Origin of the sequence: Pseudomonas brassicacearum (assembly GCF_003732265.1) — a bacterium.
GTDB classification, from domain to species: Bacteria; Pseudomonadota; Gammaproteobacteria; order Pseudomonadales; family Pseudomonadaceae; genus Aquipseudomonas; species Aquipseudomonas brassicacearum_D.
This window is the reverse complement of sequence record NZ_MOBK01000002.1, coordinates 61,298-80,637: the sequence shown is the minus strand read 5'-3', so window position 1 is coordinate 80,637 and position 19,340 is coordinate 61,298. Positions and strand designations below refer to the sequence as shown.

Annotated in this window: 23 protein-coding genes; 9 read left to right on the top strand and 14 right to left on the bottom strand. The window is 57.2% G+C overall.

The features are described from left to right. Positions 1–2: 2 nt before the first annotated feature. From BK660_RS06435 to BK660_RS06410, 6 genes are all read right to left on the bottom strand, one after another. Complete coding sequence (locus BK660_RS06435; protein ID WP_027925739.1) at positions 3–629, bottom strand: response regulator transcription factor; 627 nt, start codon at positions 627–629, stop codon at positions 3–5. Between the two features lie 363 nt (positions 630–992). Beyond that, on the bottom strand, positions 993–2,321 hold the full coding sequence (locus tag BK660_RS06430; RefSeq protein WP_123432620.1) for a deoxyguanosinetriphosphate triphosphohydrolase: 1,329 nt from the start codon (positions 2,319–2,321) through the stop codon (positions 993–995). A gap of 35 nt (positions 2,322–2,356) precedes the next feature. Further along, positions 2,357–3,520, bottom strand: a complete 1,164-nt coding sequence (locus tag BK660_RS06425; protein ID WP_123432619.1) for an EAL domain-containing protein — start codon at positions 3,518–3,520, stop codon at positions 2,357–2,359. Between the two features lie 126 nt (positions 3,521–3,646). Beyond that, positions 3,647–3,988, bottom strand: a complete 342-nt coding sequence (locus BK660_RS06420; protein ID WP_123432618.1) for a hypothetical protein — start codon at positions 3,986–3,988, stop codon at positions 3,647–3,649. Then, positions 3,985–4,374 (bottom strand): phage holin family protein, encoded by a 390-nt coding sequence (locus BK660_RS06415; protein WP_123432617.1) that lies wholly within the window; start codon positions 4,372–4,374, stop codon positions 3,985–3,987. Before BK660_RS06415 ends, BK660_RS06420 begins: the two co-directional genes overlap by 4 nt. 1 nt (position 4,375) lies before the next feature. Continuing rightward, positions 4,376–4,690: an ElaB/YgaM/YqjD family protein gene (locus BK660_RS06410; RefSeq protein WP_007943326.1), complete on the bottom strand. Its 315-nt coding sequence runs from the start codon at positions 4,688–4,690 to the stop codon at positions 4,376–4,378. Between the two features lie 307 nt (positions 4,691–4,997). Here BK660_RS06410 and BK660_RS06405 point away from each other — a divergent pair, with 307 nt between their 5' ends. Next, positions 4,998–6,206 carry an ammonium transporter gene (locus tag BK660_RS06405; protein ID WP_123432616.1) on the top strand — a complete coding sequence of 403 codons (1,209 nt, stop codon included), beginning with the start codon at positions 4,998–5,000 and terminating at the stop codon, positions 6,204–6,206. A gap of 1 nt (position 6,207) precedes the next feature. Here the strand turns inward: BK660_RS06405 and BK660_RS06400 are convergent, their stop codons facing one another. Then, positions 6,208–7,920, bottom strand: a complete 1,713-nt coding sequence (locus tag BK660_RS06400) for a cation:proton antiporter (RefSeq protein ID WP_123432615.1) — start codon at positions 7,918–7,920, stop codon at positions 6,208–6,210. A 208-nt stretch (positions 7,921–8,128) separates the two neighbouring features. Between BK660_RS06400 and BK660_RS06395 the strand changes: the two genes are divergently transcribed. From BK660_RS06395 to BK660_RS06385, 3 genes are all read left to right on the top strand, one after another. After that, positions 8,129–8,365, top strand: a complete 237-nt coding sequence (locus BK660_RS06395) for a glutaredoxin family protein (protein WP_007973483.1) — start codon at positions 8,129–8,131, stop codon at positions 8,363–8,365. Between the two features lie 169 nt (positions 8,366–8,534). Further along, a complete protein-coding gene (locus tag BK660_RS06390) occupies positions 8,535–8,852 on the top strand; it encodes a transcriptional regulator (protein ID WP_027925747.1) in 318 nt (105 codons plus the stop codon). 71 nt (positions 8,853–8,923) lie between these two features. Continuing rightward, on the top strand, positions 8,924–9,814 hold the full coding sequence (locus BK660_RS06385; RefSeq protein WP_123432614.1) for a pseudouridine synthase: 891 nt from the start codon (positions 8,924–8,926) through the stop codon (positions 9,812–9,814). Between the two features lie 66 nt (positions 9,815–9,880). Here BK660_RS06385 and BK660_RS06380 read toward each other — a convergent pair whose 3' ends face one another. After that, the gene (locus BK660_RS06380; protein WP_123432613.1) at positions 9,881–10,102 is read right to left on the bottom strand and encodes a YgdI/YgdR family lipoprotein; all 222 of its coding nucleotides are present in this window, start codon (positions 10,100–10,102) and stop codon (positions 9,881–9,883) included. A 79-nt stretch (positions 10,103–10,181) separates the two neighbouring features. After that, positions 10,182–10,781, bottom strand: coding sequence for a molybdenum cofactor guanylyltransferase MobA (gene mobA / locus BK660_RS06375; protein WP_123432612.1), 600 nt, complete (start codon positions 10,779–10,781; stop codon positions 10,182–10,184). A gap of 81 nt (positions 10,782–10,862) precedes the next feature. Here mobA and moaB point away from each other — a divergent pair, with 81 nt between their 5' ends. Both moaB and BK660_RS06365 read left to right on the top strand, forming a co-directional pair. Beyond that, positions 10,863–11,402 (top strand): molybdenum cofactor biosynthesis protein B, encoded by a 540-nt coding sequence (moaB, locus tag BK660_RS06370; protein WP_123432611.1) that lies wholly within the window; start codon positions 10,863–10,865, stop codon positions 11,400–11,402. A gap of 22 nt (positions 11,403–11,424) precedes the next feature. After that, the gene (locus BK660_RS06365; protein WP_185045027.1) at positions 11,425–12,612 is read left to right on the top strand and encodes a molybdopterin molybdotransferase MoeA; all 1,188 of its coding nucleotides are present in this window, start codon (positions 11,425–11,427) and stop codon (positions 12,610–12,612) included. Positions 12,613–12,676: 64 nt separating this feature from the next. On the opposite strand, the gene BK660_RS06360 is transcribed toward BK660_RS06365, so the two are convergent. Beyond that, positions 12,677–12,985 (bottom strand): hypothetical protein, encoded by a 309-nt coding sequence (locus BK660_RS06360; protein ID WP_123432609.1) that lies wholly within the window; start codon positions 12,983–12,985, stop codon positions 12,677–12,679. A 322-nt stretch (positions 12,986–13,307) separates the two neighbouring features. Between BK660_RS06360 and yegS the strand changes: the two genes are divergently transcribed. Continuing rightward, positions 13,308–14,225 carry a lipid kinase YegS gene (gene yegS, locus BK660_RS06355; protein ID WP_123432608.1) on the top strand — a complete coding sequence of 306 codons (918 nt, stop codon included), beginning with the start codon at positions 13,308–13,310 and terminating at the stop codon, positions 14,223–14,225. On the opposite strand, the gene BK660_RS06350 is transcribed toward yegS, so the two are convergent. The 3 genes from BK660_RS06350 to BK660_RS06340 all read right to left on the bottom strand — a co-directional run bounded on the left by BK660_RS06350 (position 14,209) and on the right by BK660_RS06340 (position 16,644). Continuing rightward, positions 14,209–14,868: a response regulator transcription factor gene (locus tag BK660_RS06350; protein WP_123432607.1), complete on the bottom strand. Its 660-nt coding sequence runs from the start codon at positions 14,866–14,868 to the stop codon at positions 14,209–14,211. The two genes, yegS and BK660_RS06350, sit on opposite strands and share 17 nt — an antisense overlap. Beyond that, positions 14,865–15,758, bottom strand: a complete 894-nt coding sequence (locus BK660_RS06345; RefSeq protein WP_123432606.1) for a sensor histidine kinase — start codon at positions 15,756–15,758, stop codon at positions 14,865–14,867. The genes BK660_RS06350 and BK660_RS06345 overlap by 4 nt, the downstream gene beginning before the upstream one ends. A gap of 415 nt (positions 15,759–16,173) precedes the next feature. Beyond that, entirely contained in the window at positions 16,174–16,644 is a 471-nt protein-coding gene (locus BK660_RS06340) for a hypothetical protein (RefSeq protein WP_123432605.1), read from the bottom strand. 462 nt (positions 16,645–17,106) lie between these two features. Between BK660_RS06340 and BK660_RS06335 the strand changes: the two genes are divergently transcribed. Together BK660_RS06335 and BK660_RS06330 are read left to right on the top strand one after the other, a co-directional pair. Then, positions 17,107–18,042: a chemotaxis protein CheV gene (locus BK660_RS06335; protein ID WP_123432604.1), complete on the top strand. Its 936-nt coding sequence runs from the start codon at positions 17,107–17,109 to the stop codon at positions 18,040–18,042. A 91-nt stretch (positions 18,043–18,133) separates the two neighbouring features. Continuing rightward, positions 18,134–18,940, top strand: coding sequence for an MOSC domain-containing protein (locus tag BK660_RS06330; RefSeq protein WP_123432603.1), 807 nt, complete (start codon positions 18,134–18,136; stop codon positions 18,938–18,940). A gap of 70 nt (positions 18,941–19,010) precedes the next feature. On the opposite strand, the gene ppnP is transcribed toward BK660_RS06330, so the two are convergent. Continuing rightward, a complete protein-coding gene (ppnP, locus tag BK660_RS06325) occupies positions 19,011–19,295 on the bottom strand; it encodes a pyrimidine/purine nucleoside phosphorylase (RefSeq protein WP_034151340.1) in 285 nt (94 codons plus the stop codon). Positions 19,296–19,340: the final 45 nt, after the last annotated feature.

Here is a 19,340-nt window from a genome sequence, read left to right as displayed (position 1 = left end):
TCTCACACTAAGGCGTTGCGTTTTGCCATATCGATAAGTTCAACCAGTGATTTGGCTTTGAGTTTTTGCATCAAACGCTTTTTATAGGTGCTGACGGTCTTGTTGCTCAGGAACATGCCCTTGGCAATTTCCTTGTTGGTGCGGCCTTGTGCAAACAGTTGCAATACCATTAATTCCCGGTCGTTGACTGACTTGAATAGCTCCAGGTCGGCATATCGCGTGTCATCGCTACGGACGGGGTTCAGCGCCTGGCTGGGGAAGTAGTTGTAACCGGAAAGCACCGCTTTGATTGCACTGACCAGCTCACTCAGGTCTTCCTGTTTGCAGACATATCCCGACGCGCCGGACTGCATGCAGCGAATACCGAACAAGGTCGGGCACTGGGCCGTTAAAACCAGGGTTTTTAACGGAGTACACATGGCATTAAAACGGGAGAGAACTTCCAGCCCATCCAGTTTGGGAATGCTGATGTCGAGAATAACCAGGTCTGGCATGCATTCGCGGACCATCTGCATGGCGTCGACACCGTTATCAGTTTCGCCGACGACTTTATAACCTTCATGTTCGAGCAACATTCGGACGGCAAGACGGATAACGGGGTGATCGTCGACAATAAAAACGGAGTTCATAATCATATCCCATGCAAGCTCAAATAAAGCGCGCACCTTAGCTCAGATAGTTGTAGGGGCGCATGAACTGACAGGTCGATAGCAGTGATATAGGACAAATCCTACAATTGAAGAAGAATAGGACTACGTTCCAGTTCGGTTTTGAATCAGGATCAATGGAAGTGTTGTATGTATTTAGTTGATGTTTGAGTGATAGGTTTTTAGGGGAGTGTCAGGGTCAATATGTTTATAAAGTCTGATTGTTTCAATGTTTTTATCAAATATCCGGTAACGGTAGATTTTGTTGATCCGACGTAGTACCTGATCATTCCAGCACCCGACCCGCTCTCCAGACAATCTGAACAGCGGGTCGGGGCGGGGGCATCAGCGGCTTGAACGACCGGTCATTTCCAGGGCCATTTCACTGGCGTAGCTGTCGGTCATGCCGGCGATGAAGTCGATCATGCGCAGGAATGAAGTGTGCAAAGGCCCGCGAGGATCGGGTGCGTTGTTGCCCAACAAGTCGAGGATGCGGCGACTTTTGAAGGATGGCGTTCGACCGTTGTGTTGTTCCAGTGCCGCGCCGCAGAAAGCGTTCAGTAGAATCTCCAGCGTGGTGTAGGCGCCGATTTCATGCAGTGTCTTGCGCTTGTCCTGGAAGATTTTTTTCCTGGCCATGTCTTTGGCATTCAGGACACAGCGCTTGGCTGGGCCATGCATGTGTTCCACCAAATCGCCGGGCAGTGTACCGGCCAGCAGGGCGTCCTGTTGTTCGACGAAGGCCCGGGCCGCGGCATTGGTCAGGTGTTCGATGGCTTTGCCCCGCAGGATGGCCAGTTTGCGTCGGCGCGAATCCAGCGGGCCCAGTTGGCGGTAGGTTTCCGGAAGATCGTCGCCCACCAGGTTGAGCAATAACGACTCGACTTCGGTGTATTCAAGCAACTCCATTTCCAGGCCGTCTTCCAGGTCGATCAGCGCGTAGCAGATGTCATCGGCGGCTTCCATCAGGTACACCAATGGATGACGTGCCCAGCGTTGTTCCTCCAGTTGTGGCAGGCCGAGTTTATGAGCGATCTGCTCCAGCAACGGCAGTTCGCTCTGATAACAGCCGAACTTGTGCTTCTTGTAGCCCAGCGAGTCAGCGTGCTTCGCCGTCCAGGGATACTTCAGGTACGTACCCAGCGTGGCGTACGTGAGACGGGTACCACCATCAAACTGGTGGTACTCCAACTGAGTGAGCACCCGGAAGCCTTGGGCATTGCCTTCGAAATTCAGAAAGTCATTACGTTCGACTTCGCTCATGTCATCCAGCCAACCACGGCCGGCTGCCTGTTGGAACCAGTGGCGGATGGCATCTTCGCCTGAATGGCCGAAAGGTGGATTGCCGATGTCATGGGCCAGGCAAGCCGATTGCACGACCATCCCCAGGTCGCTCGGTTCGCACCAGTCCGGCAGGGCGCTGCGGATGGTTTCACCCACGCGCATGCCCAACGAGCGGCCGACGCAACTGACTTCCAGCGAGTGGGTCAGGCGCGTGTGAATGTGATCGTTGCTGCTGACCGGATGGACTTGGGTCTTGCGTCCCAGCCGGCGAAAGGCACCTGAGAAAATAATGCGGTCATGGTCTTTGTGGAAAGGACTGCGGCCGAGTTCTTCCGGGCTGTGCAGAGGTTTTCCGAGGCGTTCGCGGGTAAGCAGGGTTTGCCAATCCAAGGCTGGTCTCTCCGTCAGGTGACTGATGCCTTAGCCTAGAGCCCGGCGGCGTCGATGTCGATGAGCAGCAGTCGATCACCATTGTCGAAAAATTGCCCGGCGGTGAGGCAATACTGGTTACTGGTGGCATCGCGGTACGTGTTGGAAAGTGTAAGCCGACGCTCGTCCCAGCCCTCTGCCAGCAAGTGATAGAAATACGGACGCCATGACCAGTTGTGACCCAGGTACCGGGTGTCCGATTCCCAGGCATTGTTTCGCCATTCAAGGTTGGGTGTCAGTTGCGTGCCGTGGCGATCGCATTGATAGAAACGCAACAGCCAGGGGAATGCGTCCAGGTGGGGCAGGGCGCTGAGCGGTGCGTGGGCTTGGGCCCATGTCTGTAACAGGGTCATCAGCTCGCCGAGTTGCTGGCGCATGATCATCAGCCGCCCACGCTCAGCCAGTTTTTGTTGAACATAGCGTTGGCGCAGTTGCGCGAAGCGCTCGACAAAAGCGTCCGCGGCGAAGAAGTCGGTTTGTGCCTTGGCAAACAGAAAACCCTGCACGTACCGCGAGCCGCACTCCAGGGCAAAACTCAATTGAGCTTCTGTTTCCACGCCTTCGGCAATGATCCAGCAACCGGTTTTCTCGGCCATCTGGGCTAGCGCCTTCACCACATCGCTGCTCGGACCGCCCAACGCCGCCGCCTGGAACAATCGCATGTCGAGCTTGAGGATGTCCGGCTGCAGGGCCAGTACGCGATCGAGTTGAGAATAACCGGCACCGAAATCATCAATGGCGATTCGTGCGCCTGCCTCTCGGTAGCGAGCCACGACGTCAGCCAGGCGCTGAATGTCGCCGCCCAGTTCGGTGATCTCGAAGACGATGCGTTGCGGGTCGACGTTGTGCCTGCACAGTTGTTTGAGGCTTGGCAGCGCTTGATCCGGCCGCAGGCGATTGATCCAGCGCGGGGAAATGTTCAGGCTGAGAAACCAGTCCGAGGGCGCTTCATGCAAACGGCTCAATGCGTTGTCGCGGATCTGGCGATCAAGACGCCGCAACGCGATGGCGGGTGTCCTCGGGTCGGCGAACAGCGGACCTACCGAGGCCAGTTGACCGTTGGCCAGTTGCAGTCGGCCCAATGCCTCGACACCGGCGATACGGCCGGTGGCGGTATCGATGAAGGGTTGAAAGCAGGCGAGCGGTTGCCCGTCGATCACGTGGCCTCCTTGTTAGATTCTTGTTTTGGATTACGCCTGTTTACCGGGTGGGCACACAGGATTGAACCCCTCGATAGAGAGGTTCATCCCGGTGGTATTGCAAGAATGCAGCCAGATAGTGGCTAATTAGTCTTTGCGCGAATTGCTTTGCAGGACCAGCTTGATCAAGGGCCCCAGGCTGGTGCCCAGACGAACCAGCCGAGTCAGGCTGCTGGCGCCGCCGTTGCGGGTACTCTTGCCTGTCAGGAAGCCGAGCAAGGTGACGGCCGCCACGCCCCAGAGCGGGGCGTGCTTGATGCCAAAACCGTCCTGCAGATCTTGCTTCATGCCGCGAATCCGCTGCAAGGGTTGCAGCAGTTCCCGGGACTCGAGGCGGATTTCCTGACGGTGCATTTCCATGCGCAGGCGAATCAGCGCCTTGCGCATTTCCGCGCGCGAGCTGTTGTTGGGCAGTTGAGGCAGGCTCATGGCAGCAGGCGCTCCCGATCGTTGGCCAATTCTTCCAGGGTGCCATGGAAGGGCGAGGACTCATCGAAGACCGCTGCTTTCAAGCGCAATCCGCAGAAGATCGCGGCAAGGGTGTAGAACACGCAGAGCCCGATGATGGCGGCCAGGCGATAGGTGTCCCAAAACACAATCAACACCAGGGTCGACAACCCCACCAGCAACAACAATGCAAAGACCAGCGCCAGGCCTGCAAACAGCAGCAGGCTTACGGTGCGTGCCTTTTGTTCCTGCAACTCGATGCCGAACAGTTCGACATGGCTGTGCAACAGTCCGAGAAAAGCGGCACCCAGGCGCCGCGATGAAGCGCTTGTGCCCGTCGCAGACGAGCTGGATTCGCCGATAGACATATCAGCGCCGAGAAGCTAGCAGGCCAATGAGGAAGCCTACCCCGGCGGCGATGCCGACCGATTGCCATGGGTTGGCCTGCACGTAGTCTTCAGTCGCGGTGACGGCGGCCTGGCCGCGTTCGCGCAACGAGTCTTCGGTCAGCTTCAGGGTTTCCCGGGCACGCAACAGGCTGTCGTGGATCTGGGTGCGCAGTTCATCCGCCTGATCGCCGGCCAGGGTCGCGGTGTGCTCCAGCAACCGCTCCGTGTCGCTGACCAGGGTCTGAAAATCGTTCATCAGGATTTCTTGAGCAGTCTTTGCCTTGATGCTGGCCATGGGTAGATCTCCGTAAGTGACTTCTGATGGGTTCGAGTATGAGCCTTGCGCGAAGGTTCAGTACAAATGACTGGTACAACTTTTGCTGTGTCGTGGTGCGTTTGCCGGCGCCGATGCGCTGTTGCCGGGCATGATTTCAGGAAAACCTCGACTCAAACAATAAAAACTCGCGCGACGATTTCGCTCTGATGCGCCAAAGCGGTTCATGGGGATCAGTAATTCGATCCGTATAAGCCGCAACTTGGTGCATCGATGGTTTGCACGAACTGCTTTGGTGCTTTTTTTCAGTCTTAAGGTCTGCCATTCCATGGAAAATCTGCAAAGCGCTGTGGACAGTCTGGTCCATAGCTCCAATACATTGTTCATCCTCATTGGCGCGGTCATGGTGTTGGCCATGCACGCCGGTTTCGCCTTTCTTGAGGTTGGCACGGTTCGGCAAAAGAACCAGGTCAACGCCTTGTCGAAGATTCTCAGCGACTTCGCCATTTCGACCCTGGCCTACTTCTTTATAGGCTATTGGATTTCCTACGGCGTGACGTTCATGCAACCGGCGGCGGTGATCAATGCCGACCATGGTTATGGACTGGTGAAATTCTTTTTCCTGCTGACCTTTGCAGCCGCCATCCCGGCGATCATTTCCGGCGGTATTGCCGAACGCGCCCGGTTCGTCCCGCAGTTGTGCGCGACCGCGCTGATTGTGGCGTTCATCTATCCCTTTTTCGAAGGGATGATCTGGAACGGCAATTATGGTCTGCAGGCCTGGTTGCTGGCGCGATTCGGCGCCAGCTTCCATGACTTTGCCGGTTCCGTGGTGGTGCATGCCATGGGCGGCTGGCTGGCTCTCGCGGCGGTGTTGTTGCTCGGGCCACGACAAGGACGCTATCGCGACGGCCGCCTGGTGGCGTTTGCACCGTCGAGCATTCCCTTCCTCGCCTTGGGTTCGTGGATCCTGATTGTCGGCTGGTTTGGCTTCAACGTCATGAGCGCCCAGACCCTGCAAGGCGTTAGCGGGCTGGTAGCGGTGAACTCGCTGATGGCCATGGTAGGTGGCACCGTGGCGGCGCTGATCGTCGGGCGCAACGACCCAGGCTTTCTGCACAACGGCCCCTTGGCCGGGCTTGTGGCCATTTGCGCCGGTTCCGACTTGATGCACCCGGTGGGCGCATTGGTGACCGGCGCCATCGCCGGTGCATTGTTTGTCTGGTGCTTTACCGCGGCGCAGGGCAAATGGCATATCGACGATGTGTTGGGTGTGTGGCCTTTGCACGGTCTGTGTGGCGTGTGGGGCGGTATCGCGTGCGGCATTTTTGGCCAGACTGCGTTGGGCGGCCTGGGCGGTGTAAGTCTGATCAGCCAGTTGATCGGCACCTCGCTGGGTGTGGTCGTGGCGCTGGCTGGCGGTTTTGCGGTGTATGGAACGATCAAGGCGTTTCATGGGCTGCGCTTGAGCCAGGAAGAGGAGTACTACGGCGCGGATTTGTCGGTGCACAAGATCGGCGCCGTCAGTCAGGACTGAATTACTTCTCTGCATCTTCGGCTCCCGGATAAAAGTCGTGGAGCATCCGGTAGCGATCATGCCGGATCTGATCGGCCCGCTCCTGTACCTGATGGGCGGGCAGTCCCAGCATGATCAGTGCATGGGAGGCGAGCATCAGGCTGGACTCCAGCAACTCGGGTACGACTTCGTTGGCGCCGGCTTCTTTCAGTTCGGCCAGTTGGCTGTCGTCGCGGGTACGAACCAGAATCGGCACTCTTGAATTGATTCGGCGAGCCTCCTTGAGGATCTCCAGCGCGATGTCAGGTTGGTCCACCGCGATCACCAGCAACCTGGCGCGCGCCAGTCCGACGGCAAGCAGTAATTCACCTCGGCGCGAGTCTCCATAGTGCACGCTGCTTTCGCTGACGGCCGCTTCCTCGACCCTGACCGGATCGTGGTCCAGCGCAATGTAAGGTTGTTGCTGATGACTCAGGCAGCGCCCGATGGACTGGCCGACGCGCCCGTAACCACAGATGACCACATGCTTGTCCAGATCCGCATTCAGCGCGCTGATCTCTTCAAGTTGTGCCTCCTTGTTGGATTTTCGATGCAGATGTTTTGCGATGGATGGGGCTGCGCGCAGCATCAGTGGCGTGACCAGCATCGAACAGAACGTGGCAGCCAGTAATAAGCCGCCGAGGTGCGCGGGCATCAGGTCGCTTTGCTGCATCTGCGCCATCAATGCAAAGCAGAACTCACCCCCCTGGGCCAGTGCCAGGCCACTGCGCCAGGCAGTTTCGCCGTCGCTGCCACGCCATTTGACCAGCAGCGCCACCACGGTGCCCTTGATCAGCAGCAATCCCAGGGTCAGGCCAAGGATCAGCAGCGTGTGGCTGGCGAACAGATTCAAGTTGATCAGCATGCCGATGGTAACGAAAAACAACCCGAGCAGAATGTCGCGAAACGGGCGGATATCGGCCTCGACCTGATGCCGATAATGACTTTCGCCCAGCAACATGCCGGCGAGGAACGCGCCGAGGGCAGGGGAAAGACCCAGCAAGTGAGTCAGCCAGGCCGTCAGCAGCACAATCACTAGCGCCAGCAGTACGAACAGTTCGGCGGAACGGGCGGCGGCGACTTCATGGAACAGCCTTGGCAACAACCAGCGGCTGGCCAATAGCAAACCGCCGAACAACACCACGGTTTTTATCAGGGTCAGGGGCAGCGCCCAATACCATGCCTGATCGCTGTTGCCGGCGAACACGGGCACCAGTGTCAGCAGCAAGACGGCCACCACGTCCTGGAACAGCAATACGGCGATGGCATTCTGGCCATGACTGCTGAAAATTTCGCCAAGGCTGGTCAGCTCCTTGCTGACGATGGCAGTGGACGACAGCGCCAGCCCCGCGCCCAGCAACAGCGCAGGGGTGACCGGCATCCCGAACATCATCAGCAGAACCCCCAGCAACAGTCCGCAGGCCAGCACTTGCAAACTGCCCAGACCGAACACCACATGTCGCAGTGCGATCATTTTCGTCAGGGAAAACTCAAGACCGAGGGAGAACAGCAGGAACACCACGCCTAGCTCGGCAAGGTGTGGCAACCCTTCGCTCTCATTCACCCAGTTGAAGGCGGTCGGGCCAATCATCAGCCCCACGCACAGGTAACCCAGCACCGGGGGCAATCGCAGGCGCTGGAACAACGCTATGACCACTAGAGAGGAGACGAGAATAATCAAGAGATTGGCAAACACAAAAAACTCCGCTGAACGACGCTGGCTACTCAAGCGTAGAAGCAAAAAAAACGTGAGCATTGCTTAAATGGCGCAAACGGCGCCTGATTTGCGTCAGGGTTATTCCGCCATCATGGCGATTCTTGCTGCCGGGCAGACGATTCGACGGCTCGACGGCTTTTCGGGGCAGGCCTAGAATAGTCACTTAATTTTTCGCGGTTGAGCGCTCATGCTTCCTGAATGTCAGTTGTTCGGCACCTTGGGGTGCCATCTCTGTGAAGTGGCCGAAGCGATGCTGATGGAGTTTGTCGAACGCGGTCTGCTGGTCGAGCTGGTAGATATTGCTGACGATGAAACCTGGTTCGCCGCCTACAGTCTGCGTATTCCGGTCCTGCGACGAGTCGATACCGGCGCGGAACTCGGTTGGCCATTCAGTGCCGACGAGGTGGTGGCGTTCTTGCGTTAAGCGGTTTTTGTGCTGGCGATGGTCCCGTCTGTCGAACTTTGCGACTGATCCCCTTGGCTTAACCGATGCTCTTCGGATACTGTATGCGTATACAGTTATTCGTAGTGCTGCCTTACCTCTCGAGTTTGCGGGGTTGGGAAGGCAGTTCCAGGCGTGAGAGGGATGAATCGTGGTCAATGTCGAACAATTGAAAAACAGCGTGAACCGGATGTCGGTCGATGTTGTGCGCGAGGCTGTCCTCGAATTGCGTCTGGACGGTCTGGTGACGGAAGGAAAAACGCCTTTTAACAAACTGCACTTCAACACCTGTTTTGCCGAGATCGAGGCGTTGTTCCAGCGTGCGGGTTACCACCGGCAGCTTGATGTCGTGGGCTATCAGGGGTTGTTGTACGCACTTTACGACCCGGCTCGCTGGGAAGCCGTCGATGTGTTGCGCTGGCTCAAGGAGTTCACCGAAGCCGCGGCGCGCACGCAGATTCCGGCGTGAGGATTCTCTGCTAGGTTCGATTCGGCCACTGTTGGATAATGCCGCCCTGTATTGAGGGTCAGAGCTTTCGTATGTCCACTTCATCTTTTTCTGCCGCACACAACCAGGCCAGCACACTCTACTTGCCGCCGGGTTCGTGGCTGACCGTTATCGATTGCCTGTGCGAACATTTCAGCGCTATCGGTCGTGAACAATGGCTGGACAGGGTGGCCCGCGGTCGCGTGCTCGACGGGCACGGAATGCCTATCGCACTTGATCTGCCGTACAAGGAAGGGCTGCGGATTCATTATTTCCGTGAGGTCCCGGACGAAAATCCGATCCCGGTGGTAGAGTCGATCCTCTATGCCGATGAGCATCTGGTGGTTGCTGACAAACCGCATTTTTTGCCGGTGACTCCGGCAGGCGAGTACGTTGAACAAACGCTGCTGAGAAGATTGATCCGTCGTCTGGATAACCCACACCTGGTGCCGTTGCATCGCATTGACCGGCATACCGCGGGGCTTGTGCTGTTTTCCGCCAACCCACAGAGCCGTTCAGCGTATCAGTCGTTGTTTCCGACACGGCAGATTGAAAAGAACTACGAGGCTATCGCCCCTGCATTGCCTGATCTGACCTTTCCCTTGGTGCATAAAAGCCGGCTCATCGATGGCGAGCCGTTTTTCCGCATGCAGGAAGGTCCGGGTATCAGCAATACCGAGACAGCCGTCGAGGTTCGGGAAAAGAACGGGGATCTCTGGCGGTATGCGCTTTACCCGGTGACGGGCAAGAAACATCAATTGCGGGTTCACATGACTGCGCTGGGCGCCAGTATCTGTAACGATCCGTTTTACCCACAGGTGCTCAAGGACGTTGAAGATGACTATGCCAATCCGCTGAAACTGCTCGCGCAGGGATTGCGGTTTGTGGATCCGGTCACCGGCCAGGAAAGAGCGTTTGAAAGCACCATCACCTTGCAGTGGTGAAAAATCCCGGTCACGAAAAAGCCCGCATAAAGCGGGCTTTGTCTTATCTGGCAGGTGCAGTAAAGATTACAACTCTTTAACGGTACGAACCTGATCCTTGTTGATGCGGGTTTCCTTGCCATCCAGCTGTTCGAATTCGTAAAAGCCCGACTGCTCATCGTACTTTGGCGAGTCGACTGCCTGGATTTCGCGGCCGTCATTCAAGGTGATCACTGTCGGCGATGCGCAACCCGCCAAAGTCGCGAGGCCTGCTGCGAGCATGAGAGTGGCGAGGGTCCGATGAGTCATGAGTGTATCTCCGAATAAAAATTCTTTTGGTTACTGAGCTTGTAGACGTACACAACGCACGCAAGTTCCTTGGCTAGTGTCATTCTGACACGGTATGCGTGCTTAACAATTGCGGGGTGTTGAGGTTGGCCAGTCGCGGGTCGTTGTCTGCGCATTGCAGGGCGGTTGCCTCCAGTTTGCGCATGATGCGTCCAGGGCTGCGTTCACCTTCATTCCATGCCGTGTCGAACGCGTCGCAGAGTGAAACAGGGATAACGCACAGCAACGGTTCCCAATGTGCGCCCTGGCGCAGCATCAGCGGTTTGTCCGGATGCTGGCTGGCGGTTTCGCGCATGCTGTGAAGCAGTTCGGCGTTGATGCGGGGTACGTCGCACGGCAACACCAACAAATAAGGATGACGGGCAGCCTTGAGGCCGGCGCGAATCCCGGCAAGTGGGCCGGGGAAATCGCCTTCGTCGTCATGAACCAACTGATCAGCGTAAGGCGCGTAGGTGTCCAGGTTTCTGTTGCACGAGATGATCAAGTCATCGCTCAGGTCGCGGGTCTTGTGATGCAGGTGCGCGATCAGCGGCTTGCCGTGCCATTCCAGCAAACCCTTGTCCTGCCCGCCCATGCGTTGGCCGCGGCCACCTGCCAGGAGCAGAATGGAGCAGGGTGGCAATGCTGGGTTCGAGGTCATGGCAGGTCTCCATGGGGGCGCTGAAAAAGTGAAGCGCTGTGATATAACACCGAGCTGTTTTTCCTACAACTGGACGAGCCTATGAAAGCCAAGGCTGATGTACCTTTCGCGCCGCTTAACATCGCGGTGCTGACAGTCAGTGATACCCGAACCCTGGAAACCGATACCTCAGGCCAGATGTTCGTCGATCGCTTGAGTGCCGCCGGCCACAACCTGGCCGCTCGGGTGTTGCTTAAAGATGATCTCTACAAAATCCGCGCGCAAGTCGCCAACTGGATTGCCGATGAGGTGGTGCAGGTTGTGCTGATTACTGGTGGCACCGGGTTCACCGGCCGTGATAGCACGCCAGAAGCGGTGAGTTGCCTGTTGGACAAGCAGGTAGATGGTTTTGGTGAGCTGTTCCGGCAGATTTCCGTTGCCGACATTGGTACCTCGACCGTCCAGTCCCGGGCGCTGGCCGGTTTGGCCAACGGTACGCTGGTCTGCTGCCTGCCCGGTTCGACCAATGCCGTGCGCACTGGCTGGGATGGCATTCTCGCCGAACAGCTGGATTCTCGGCATCGTCCCTGCAATTTCGTGGCTCACTTGAAGCAGGCTGAACCCTGTGAATCCCGTGGGTAAGCCAGGTAAAACCGGCAGCCTGATGCCGGTCGAGACGGCGCTGGCGCGTTTGCTGGAGATGGCAGAGACGTCGCCCATCCGCGAGCGTGAACGTTTGCCTGTGGCGCAGGTTCAGGGGCGCGTGCTCGCCGATGACCTGGTTTCAACCCTTGATCTGCCACCTTGGCCGAACAGTGCCATGGACGGCTACGCCCTGCGGGTCGCTGACTGGACGGGTGAACCGTTGGTGGTCAGTCAGAAGATATTTGCAGGTCAGGCGCCCGAACCGCTGCAACCCGGTACCTGTGCCCGAATCTTTACCGGTGCACCGGTGCCAGCAGGCGCCGACTGTGTCGAGATGCAAGAAAATGCCGAGGTTCAGGCGGACGATCGAGTCCGTTTCATCGAGCCCATGACCCCTGGTCAGAACATCCGGCCTCAAGGTCAGGAAACAACGGTTGGCGAACTTGTTTTGCCGGCCGGCACGCGCCTTGGATCAATCGAACAGGGCTTGGCGGCATCGCTGGGATGCGCTGAGCTCGATGTCGTTCGCAAGGTCCGTGTTGCGGTTCTCTCAACCGGAGATGAATTGGTCGAGCCGGGGCAGGCCCTGGGCCCAGGGCAAATCTACAACAGCAATCGCGTGTTGCTGTGCAGTTGGTTGCATCGCCTGGGTTGTGAAGTTATCGATGCCGGCATTCTTCCCGATGATTTGGTAACCACTCGTGCCCGTCTGGGCGAGTTGAAGGATGTTGATCTGATCCTCTCTACGGGCGGGGTGTCGGTAGGCGAAGCCGACTTCCTGGGCATGGCCTTGCGTGAGGCCGGCGAGTTGACGCTGTGGAAACTCGCCATTAAACCGGGTAAGCCACTGACCTTTGGGCATTTTCGCGGTGTGCCTGTGATTGGTTTGCCCGGCAATCCGGCGTCGACACTGGTCACTTTTGCGTTGTTGGCAAAACCCTATCTTCTGCGCCGTCAGGGTGTAAAAGAGGTCGAGCCGCTGAAGTTTCAGGTGCCGGCCGGATTCGTCTGGCCAAAAGCTGGCAATCGACGAGAGTACTTGCGTGGACGCCTGGAGAATGGCCGGGCGATCATTTACAAGAATCAGAGCTCTGGCGTACTTCGCAGTGCCGCTTGGGCTGATGGCCTGGTTGAGGTGCTGGAAGATCGCACGTTGATCGAGGATGACCCTGTCATGTTCATTCCTCTGAGCGAAGTCCTGAACTGATCTCGTCGTGCTCATTTGCCGCAAGCCCGATAAAGCTGTCGGGTCTTGCTTGCATGGCTAACGCTTAACGAACGAGAAGTGTCACGACCTGATCGAAGCGGCTGTTGGCAACCCAACCCAACAGCCCGAGGACGACCGCCGCCCCGCCTGCCGAATAGGCAAGTCTGTGCTTGATGGATTTGACGTCATTGCGCACTTCATCCATGTCTCTTCGGATGTATTTCAGATGAGTTTCCAGTTCAATGACGCGAGGTTCCATGTCAACTCCTGCAGCGGGTTTTGCGTTGTTGTTGAATTCAGCCTGAGGACCGGCGCGATTTTCCGAGAACGGCTTCGCCGGGTTGAACGGCAACTTGATGTCATGAGTTTGCATGGAGAAAGGCACTCCTTGCATCAATGCCCTTTGAATGGCCGAAGCTCGTATAGCGTGTGTTTTTTGTAGCCCTTGATGAGTGTCTGATCATTGTTTGCACATCCCTGTGTATTTGCTTTTGATGACTGATAAGCGCCGACACCAAGGTGAACCAATCGCCTTGATGGGTCAATTGAGCCGATTCCTCATATATCGTAAGAAAATATCCCGGTCTGTAGGACCGCAAACCTCCATGCCTTGAAATATCTCAACGCAGAGCGACCTTTATAGGGGGCAGTGAGGTCAACATCTTCTGAATGAATTCGAATCAGGAGTTACAACAATGAGTGAGCGCAAGGCGCTGTTGATTCTGCATGGCAAGCAGGCACTCAACGAGGAGGTCCGCGCGGCCGTCGAAGGCAAGCGCCAGCAGGGGTGGATACTGGCGGTCCGACTGACTTGGGAAGCGGGTGACGCGCAGCGGTTGGTGGAAGAAGCGCTAAGCGCAGGCTACACGCAACTGATTGCCGGTGGTGGCGACGGCACGTTACGCGATATCGCCGAGGCCTTGGCGGCGCACCCGAATCAGGCCAGCCTGGTCCTGATGCCCTTGGGTACGGCCAATGATTTTGCTCGCGCGGCTGGCGTGCCTCTAGAACCAGCGCTGGCACTGGATCTTCTTGAGGTTGCACCACACGCTATCGATCTGGGCGAAGTAGGAGGGCAGGTCTTTCTGAACATGGCCACGGGCGGTTTCGGCAGCCAGGTCACGGCCAATACGTCGGAAGACCTGAAAAAAGTCCTCGGCGGCGCAGCGTATCTGTTTACCGGTTTATCGCGCTTCAGCGAGTTGCATGCGGCTTATGGCGAGTTGCAGGGGCCGGACTTTCATTGGCGCGGCGAGCTATTGGCGCTCGGTATTGGCAATGGTCGGCAGGCGGGAGGTGGGCATGTGCTGTGCCCGGAGGCGCTGGCTGACGATGGTCTGCTGGATATCAGTATTTTACCGGCGCCGCAGGAAGTGGTCGGTACCTTGAAAAACCTGCTGGCCGATGGCTTTGGCATCGACAACATGTTTGTGCGCGCTCGTTTGCCCTGGGTCGAGATCAAGGTCTCGGAAGGTCTGCACATCAACCTTGATGGCGAACCTCTGGAGGGCGACAACCTGCGGTTTACGGCGCGTGCCGCGGCATTGCGCGTGCATTTGCCGGAGAACTCACCGCTTTTGAGTACATCGCGGTCAGCTAATCGTCCAGGCTGATGATTTGCTCGCGAACGGCAAACAAAACCAGGCCGGCCACATCGTAGATCTGCAGGCGCTTCATGATCTGCGAACGGTGGGTTTCAACGGTCTTGATACTGAGGCCCAGGCCATTGGCGATTTCCCGGGTGGATTTTCCGCGAACAATCAGTCGCAGGATTTCCAGTTGCCGCGCCGTCAGGTTATGTGATTCGTGCGTTTCCGGCTGCTGTTTCTGGTTCCGGATCAGCGCCTGGTTGATGACCGTGTGGGCGATGGCGGGGCTGAGGTAGCGTTCATTGTTGCGCAGGGCATCCAGCGCATGTTCCAGCTCGGTGGCCGTGGTGTCCTTGAGTAAATAGCCATGAGCGCCAGACTCCAGCGCTTGCATGATGAGCGCGGGATCGGTGTGCATCGACAAGATCAGCACCTTGCTTTGCGGGCGCACCCGCTTGAGACGCTGCAAGGCTTCAAGACCGCTGGTCTCCTTCATGGAGATATCCAGCAGAACAATGTCAGGAGCCAGTTTCTCGACAATTTCGAGCAGCTGCGAGCCGTCATTGGCCTCGCCAACTACCGCATAGCCGGGGATATCCAGCACCAGGGCGCGTACGCCTGCCCTGATCAGCGAGTGGTCGTCCACCAGAAGTAAATTACAAGTCAATGCAAAACCTTATTCGTACTGGCCCGTTCGAGCGCACGCGGCGCCCATGGGAAGAGTGCTTCGATTTGAGTGCCTTTGCCCGGCTCACTGGTCACGGCCAAGGTCCCGCCCAACTGATCGATCCGTTCCCGCATCCCGGCCATCCCGCGCTGTCCCTCTCGACCGGGATCAACCACGGGTGCGAAACCCTGGCCGTCGTCGCTGATCAATAGTGTCAGGCCTTGGGGCATGCGTTGCAGTCGTACCAGAAGATTTTTCGCTTCGGCATGACGCAAAATATTGGTCACTGCTTCCTGGGTGATTCGAAAGGCTGCCACCGCCATTTCTTCCGGTACACCCGTCAACCGTTGATGGCATTCCAGGCTCCAGTGCACTGAGGTGTTGGCCAGGGTCTTGAGCAGATGCGCACGCAAACTGGCTTCCAGCCCTAGGCTCGTCAACTGCCTGGGATTAAGGATGGCCGAGACGTCACGAACCTTGGTCAGGGTTTCTTCCAGTGTGTCGCAAAGCACTGCGCACTGGGCCTGCATTTCATCAGGCATCCGACGTTTGAGCCATTCACTTTGCAGCTTTGCGGCGGTCAGCAACTGGCCAATATCGTCGTGCAATTCTCTGCTCAGGCGATGGCGTTCATTTTCCTGTACTTCCAACAGGCGGTCCGCCAGCTCTTGCGGTTCGAATTTTATCGACTTGCCAGAGAGGTGATCCTGGACCAAGACGCAGGCCAGTGCCGCGATATTGAACGCCAACAAGCTCAGTGCAAGGGGGGGGGAGAGACCGAAGACCAGCAGGCTGCCAAGAGCCGAGCAGGTGCACAGCAATAGCGTGAGCCGTCGAGCGTTTTTCTGGGAAGGTGGCCATGAGGTGACTGACTTGAGGCTGGCGTACATAGCGGATGGAGCCAATGAATGTTCGCTGCGGGCAGACCGGCCATAGTGGCTGACGGGTCTCTGTCTGAAAATCTGTAGTGACTGGTCTTGGGCAGAGCGCGCTTCAGAGGTGGAACTACAGCCTTTATCGGCCGGCTCTGACCTGAAGCCACTTTGCCATTAATTGGCGTCAACTAATGGTCGGCATAATACCACTTAAGATACCGTTGGTCGCGTTTGGTATATATGTCCATAGAGTCAGGGAATATCGCCGCGGACGATAGTTCCACTATGGAAAAGTTTTACGGAGGGGAATAACGATTAATATCGAGTTGTCGCGCAAAGGTATGAAATATTCAATTGCGACATGAGCCCGCTCATTTATAGAGCGGCTGCATGGCAATAAGAATACGCATAGCTAAGTTGTCAGACTAATTCAAGCCTGCCGTTCCGAATAGGAAACGAGCGTAAACGGTTTGGAATTAGCCGTTAACTGAAAATGACTCTGTCCAATCTGGACTGCAAACGCTTCGATCAGCGACGTCTGTTCGCTGTCATCCAGGCTAAGCTGCCCGGTGGTCTGATCGATGAGTTCGAGTTGCCAGGCCATCAACGTGAAGCAATCCTTCAGCGCGCCCAGTGCTTGCTCGTGCAGGTCGATGTGGGTGTGGGCGTGGTTCAGCAAGCCGTGAATATGCAGGGAAAATTCCGACACGGCTTCCAGCGCCAGGGCATCGGCCCGGCTCGCCAGTTTAAGCAGACTGCTGAGCATGCAATCGATTGCGTCCTTGTCATTGCTGATCAGCTGCAGGTGGCTCAGGCACTCCTCCGATTTAGCCAGGAGGGTTTCTGCCTCGACAAGAAACTCCGGCAAACGCTGAGCCCACTGCTTGGGTTTGTTCGGCATGCTTATCTCCACAACGTCATGTCAAATGAGGGGATGTCGCGTATGTCGACCAGGACGTCCAACGTCCCGACGCTGCCATGCCGGCATGAGATCGCGCTCCCGCAGGCCTGATGGCAGGCTTGGGAACTCGAGAGGGTGGATGGCCACTTACCTGCGATCGCACACAAAAGCCTGACTCCGTTCATGCAATGAGAATGGCGTCACATTAATGGCTATTGGATATTGCGAATATCAGGTTGGGCCTGATTGTTACTAGGGGAATCCCTTACGCGGGGGAACCTATCGTGCAAACAATGGTCGCGCGGCAGGGAATGAAGCAGGTGAATCGCAGATGCAGTAAACCATGATGTTAATGTGACATCAATGCTCGATCGTGGCATTTTGTCTCAGGGTCAAGATCTGGCAATAACAGCCGATAACCCTCTTTAAGTGAATTAATCAGAACAAGCCCAGGAGTCATTGATGGCCGGCATTCTCGACACGGTAGACCAACGCACGCAACTGGTGGGTGAGAATCGCCTGGAAATTCTCATGTTTCGCCTGGCCGGCCGGCAATTGTTCGCGATCAACGTCTTTAAAGTGCAGGAAGTGCTGCAACTGCCCAAACTGACCCTGATGCCACAGCGTCATCCGTTCGTCTGCGGCGTGGTCAATCTGCGTGGCCAGACGTTGCCGGTGATCGACCTGTCCCAGGCCATCGGCATGCGTCCGCTGATCCCGAGCCCGACCAGCACGATCATCGTCACCGAGTACAACCGGTCGGTGCAGGCGTTCCTGGTCGGCGGTGTGGACCGCATCGTCAACATGAACTGGGAAGCCATTCTGCCGCCGCCAGCCAGTGCCGGTCGCCAGCATTACCTCACGGCGATCAGCAAGGTCGATGACCAGTTGGTGGAAATCATTGACGTTGAGAAAGTCCTGGCCGAAATCGTGCCGTACAACGCCAAGGTCTCGCGCGAAAAACTCGACGATCCGGTACTTGAACGCGCCCGTGGCCGTGAAGTGCTGTTGGTGGATGACTCCAATGTCGCCCTGTCGCAATTGCGCGACACCCTGGGTCAGTTGGGTGTGAAGATGCACATTGCCAGCGATGGCTTGAAGGCGCTGAACATGCTCAAGGCCTGGGCGGATACGGGCGTGTCCATGACCGACAAATTGTTGATGGTGTTCACTGACGCCGAAATGCCGGAAATGGACGGCTATCGCCTGACCACCGAAATCCGTAATGATCCGCGCCTGCGTGGCCTTTATGTGGTCCTGCACACCTCCCTGTCGGGCAGCTTCAACGACTCTATGGTCAAAAAAGTCGGCTGCGATAACTTCCTCTCCAAATTCCAGCCGGACAAACTCGTCGACGTGGTCCGCCAGCGCCTGATGCTCGACGAAGTCCCGGCCTGATCACGACCTGTGGGAGTGTTCTGTTTTCTGCCTTTGATTCGGTGACCAAGCTCGTATAGGGTGGCCTTTTTTGACCACCAGGGAGCTGGCCATGTTGCGTCTGAGCGCGCTTTACCGTTATCCGTTGAAATCCGGCAAGGGTGAAACCTTGCAACAGGTCGGCCTCGACAAACTGGGGCTGGACGGTGATCGACGCTGGATGCTGGTAGATGAGGCCAGCGGACGCTTCCTGACCCAGCGCGCTGTAGCGTCCATGAGCCAGTTGTCGGCGCTGTGGAATGCCGACGGCGGCTTGACCCTCAGCGCTCCGGGCCACTCTCCGATCGATATCGCCTTGCCCTCCAGCAACGCTGAACTGCGTGGCGTCACGATCTGGCGCGACACCTTGCGTGTGCCGGATGCCGGTGACGAGGCGGGCGCGTGGGTCAGTGCGTTCATTGGCAAGCCGACGCGCCTGGTGCAGGTTCCCCTCGATCGCGCACGCATGACCGAAGCCGGTTACGGCAAGGACGATGATCAGGTGGCGTTCGCCGATGGTTATCCATTGTTATTGATCGGGCAGGCGTCCCTGGAAGATTTGTCGCAAAAGGTCGGACGGTCCCTGGAAATGCTGCGCTTTCGACCGAACCTGGTGATCGAGGGCAGCGAAGCCTATGCCGAAGACAGCTGGAAGCGAATTCGCATCGGCGATGTCGAGTTTCGGGTGGTCAAGTCCTGCTCACGTTGCATTCTGACCACCATCGATCCGCAGACCGGTGAGCGCAGCGATGACCGGGAACCGCTGGCCACGTTGCAGAAATACCGTGCCGAGGCCGACGGCGCGATGTTTGGGCAGAATCTGGTCAACGACAGCAACGGTTGTCTCGAAGTCGGGATGCCGGTGACGATTCTCGAATAAAACCCCCTGAATGAAAAATGCCCGTGTCCAATGACACGGGCATTTTTTTGTCGCTATGAAAACCCGGGGGTTAGCCGCGGTATTCACACAGGTAAGCGGTGTCGACGGCCACTTTCAGCTGGAACTTGCTGTTGGCAGGCACGTTGAACTGGCTACCGGCCGCGAAGGTTTCCCAGTCGTTGCCATCAGGCAGTTTGACGGTCAGGGCGCCGCTGACCACGTGCATGATTTCACGCTGGCTGGTACCGAATTCGTATTCGCCCGGAGCCATGACGCCGATGGTCGCAGGACCTTCAGCGGTGCCAAAGGCGATCGACTTGACGGTGCCGTCGAAGTACTCGTTGACTTTAAACATGGGCGATTCCTCGAAAAGGGCTAAAAAGGGCCGGCCAGTATGCAC

Bases quoted from the DNA above. Each gene is read 5' to 3' on its own strand.
- BK660_RS06435 (WP_027925739.1), bottom strand. From the start codon at position 629: ATGAACTCCGTTTTTATTGTCGACGATCACCCCGTTATCCGTCTTGCC.
- BK660_RS06420 (WP_123432618.1), bottom strand. From the start codon at position 3,988: ATGAGCCTGCCTCAACTGCCCAACAACAGCTCGCGCGCGGAAATGCGC.
- BK660_RS06415 (WP_123432617.1), bottom strand. From the start codon at position 4,374: ATGTCTATCGGCGAATCCAGCTCGTCTGCGACGGGCACAAGCGCTTCA.
- BK660_RS06410 (WP_007943326.1), bottom strand. From the start codon at position 4,690: ATGGCCAGCATCAAGGCAAAGACTGCTCAAGAAATCCTGATGAACGAT.
- BK660_RS06405 (WP_123432616.1), top strand. From the start codon at position 4,998: ATGGAAAATCTGCAAAGCGCTGTGGACAGTCTGGTCCATAGCTCCAAT.
- BK660_RS06395 (WP_007973483.1), top strand. From the start codon at position 8,129: ATGCTTCCTGAATGTCAGTTGTTCGGCACCTTGGGGTGCCATCTCTGT.
- BK660_RS06385 (WP_123432614.1), top strand. From the start codon at position 8,924: ATGTCCACTTCATCTTTTTCTGCCGCACACAACCAGGCCAGCACACTC.
- BK660_RS06380 (WP_123432613.1), bottom strand. From the start codon at position 10,102: ATGACTCATCGGACCCTCGCCACTCTCATGCTCGCAGCAGGCCTCGCG.
- mobA (WP_123432612.1), bottom strand. From the start codon at position 10,781: ATGACCTCGAACCCAGCATTGCCACCCTGCTCCATTCTGCTCCTGGCA.
- moaB (WP_123432611.1), top strand. From the start codon at position 10,863: ATGAAAGCCAAGGCTGATGTACCTTTCGCGCCGCTTAACATCGCGGTG.
- BK660_RS06365 (WP_185045027.1), top strand. From the start codon at position 11,425: ATGCCGGTCGAGACGGCGCTGGCGCGTTTGCTGGAGATGGCAGAGACG.
- BK660_RS06360 (WP_123432609.1), bottom strand. From the start codon at position 12,985: ATGCAAACTCATGACATCAAGTTGCCGTTCAACCCGGCGAAGCCGTTC.
- yegS (WP_123432608.1), top strand. From the start codon at position 13,308: ATGAGTGAGCGCAAGGCGCTGTTGATTCTGCATGGCAAGCAGGCACTC.
- BK660_RS06345 (WP_123432606.1), bottom strand. From the start codon at position 15,758: ATGTACGCCAGCCTCAAGTCAGTCACCTCATGGCCACCTTCCCAGAAA.
- BK660_RS06340 (WP_123432605.1), bottom strand. From the start codon at position 16,644: ATGCCGAACAAACCCAAGCAGTGGGCTCAGCGTTTGCCGGAGTTTCTT.
- BK660_RS06335 (WP_123432604.1), top strand. From the start codon at position 17,107: ATGGCCGGCATTCTCGACACGGTAGACCAACGCACGCAACTGGTGGGT.
- BK660_RS06330 (WP_123432603.1), top strand. From the start codon at position 18,134: ATGTTGCGTCTGAGCGCGCTTTACCGTTATCCGTTGAAATCCGGCAAG.
- ppnP (WP_034151340.1), bottom strand. From the start codon at position 19,295: ATGTTTAAAGTCAACGAGTACTTCGACGGCACCGTCAAGTCGATCGCC.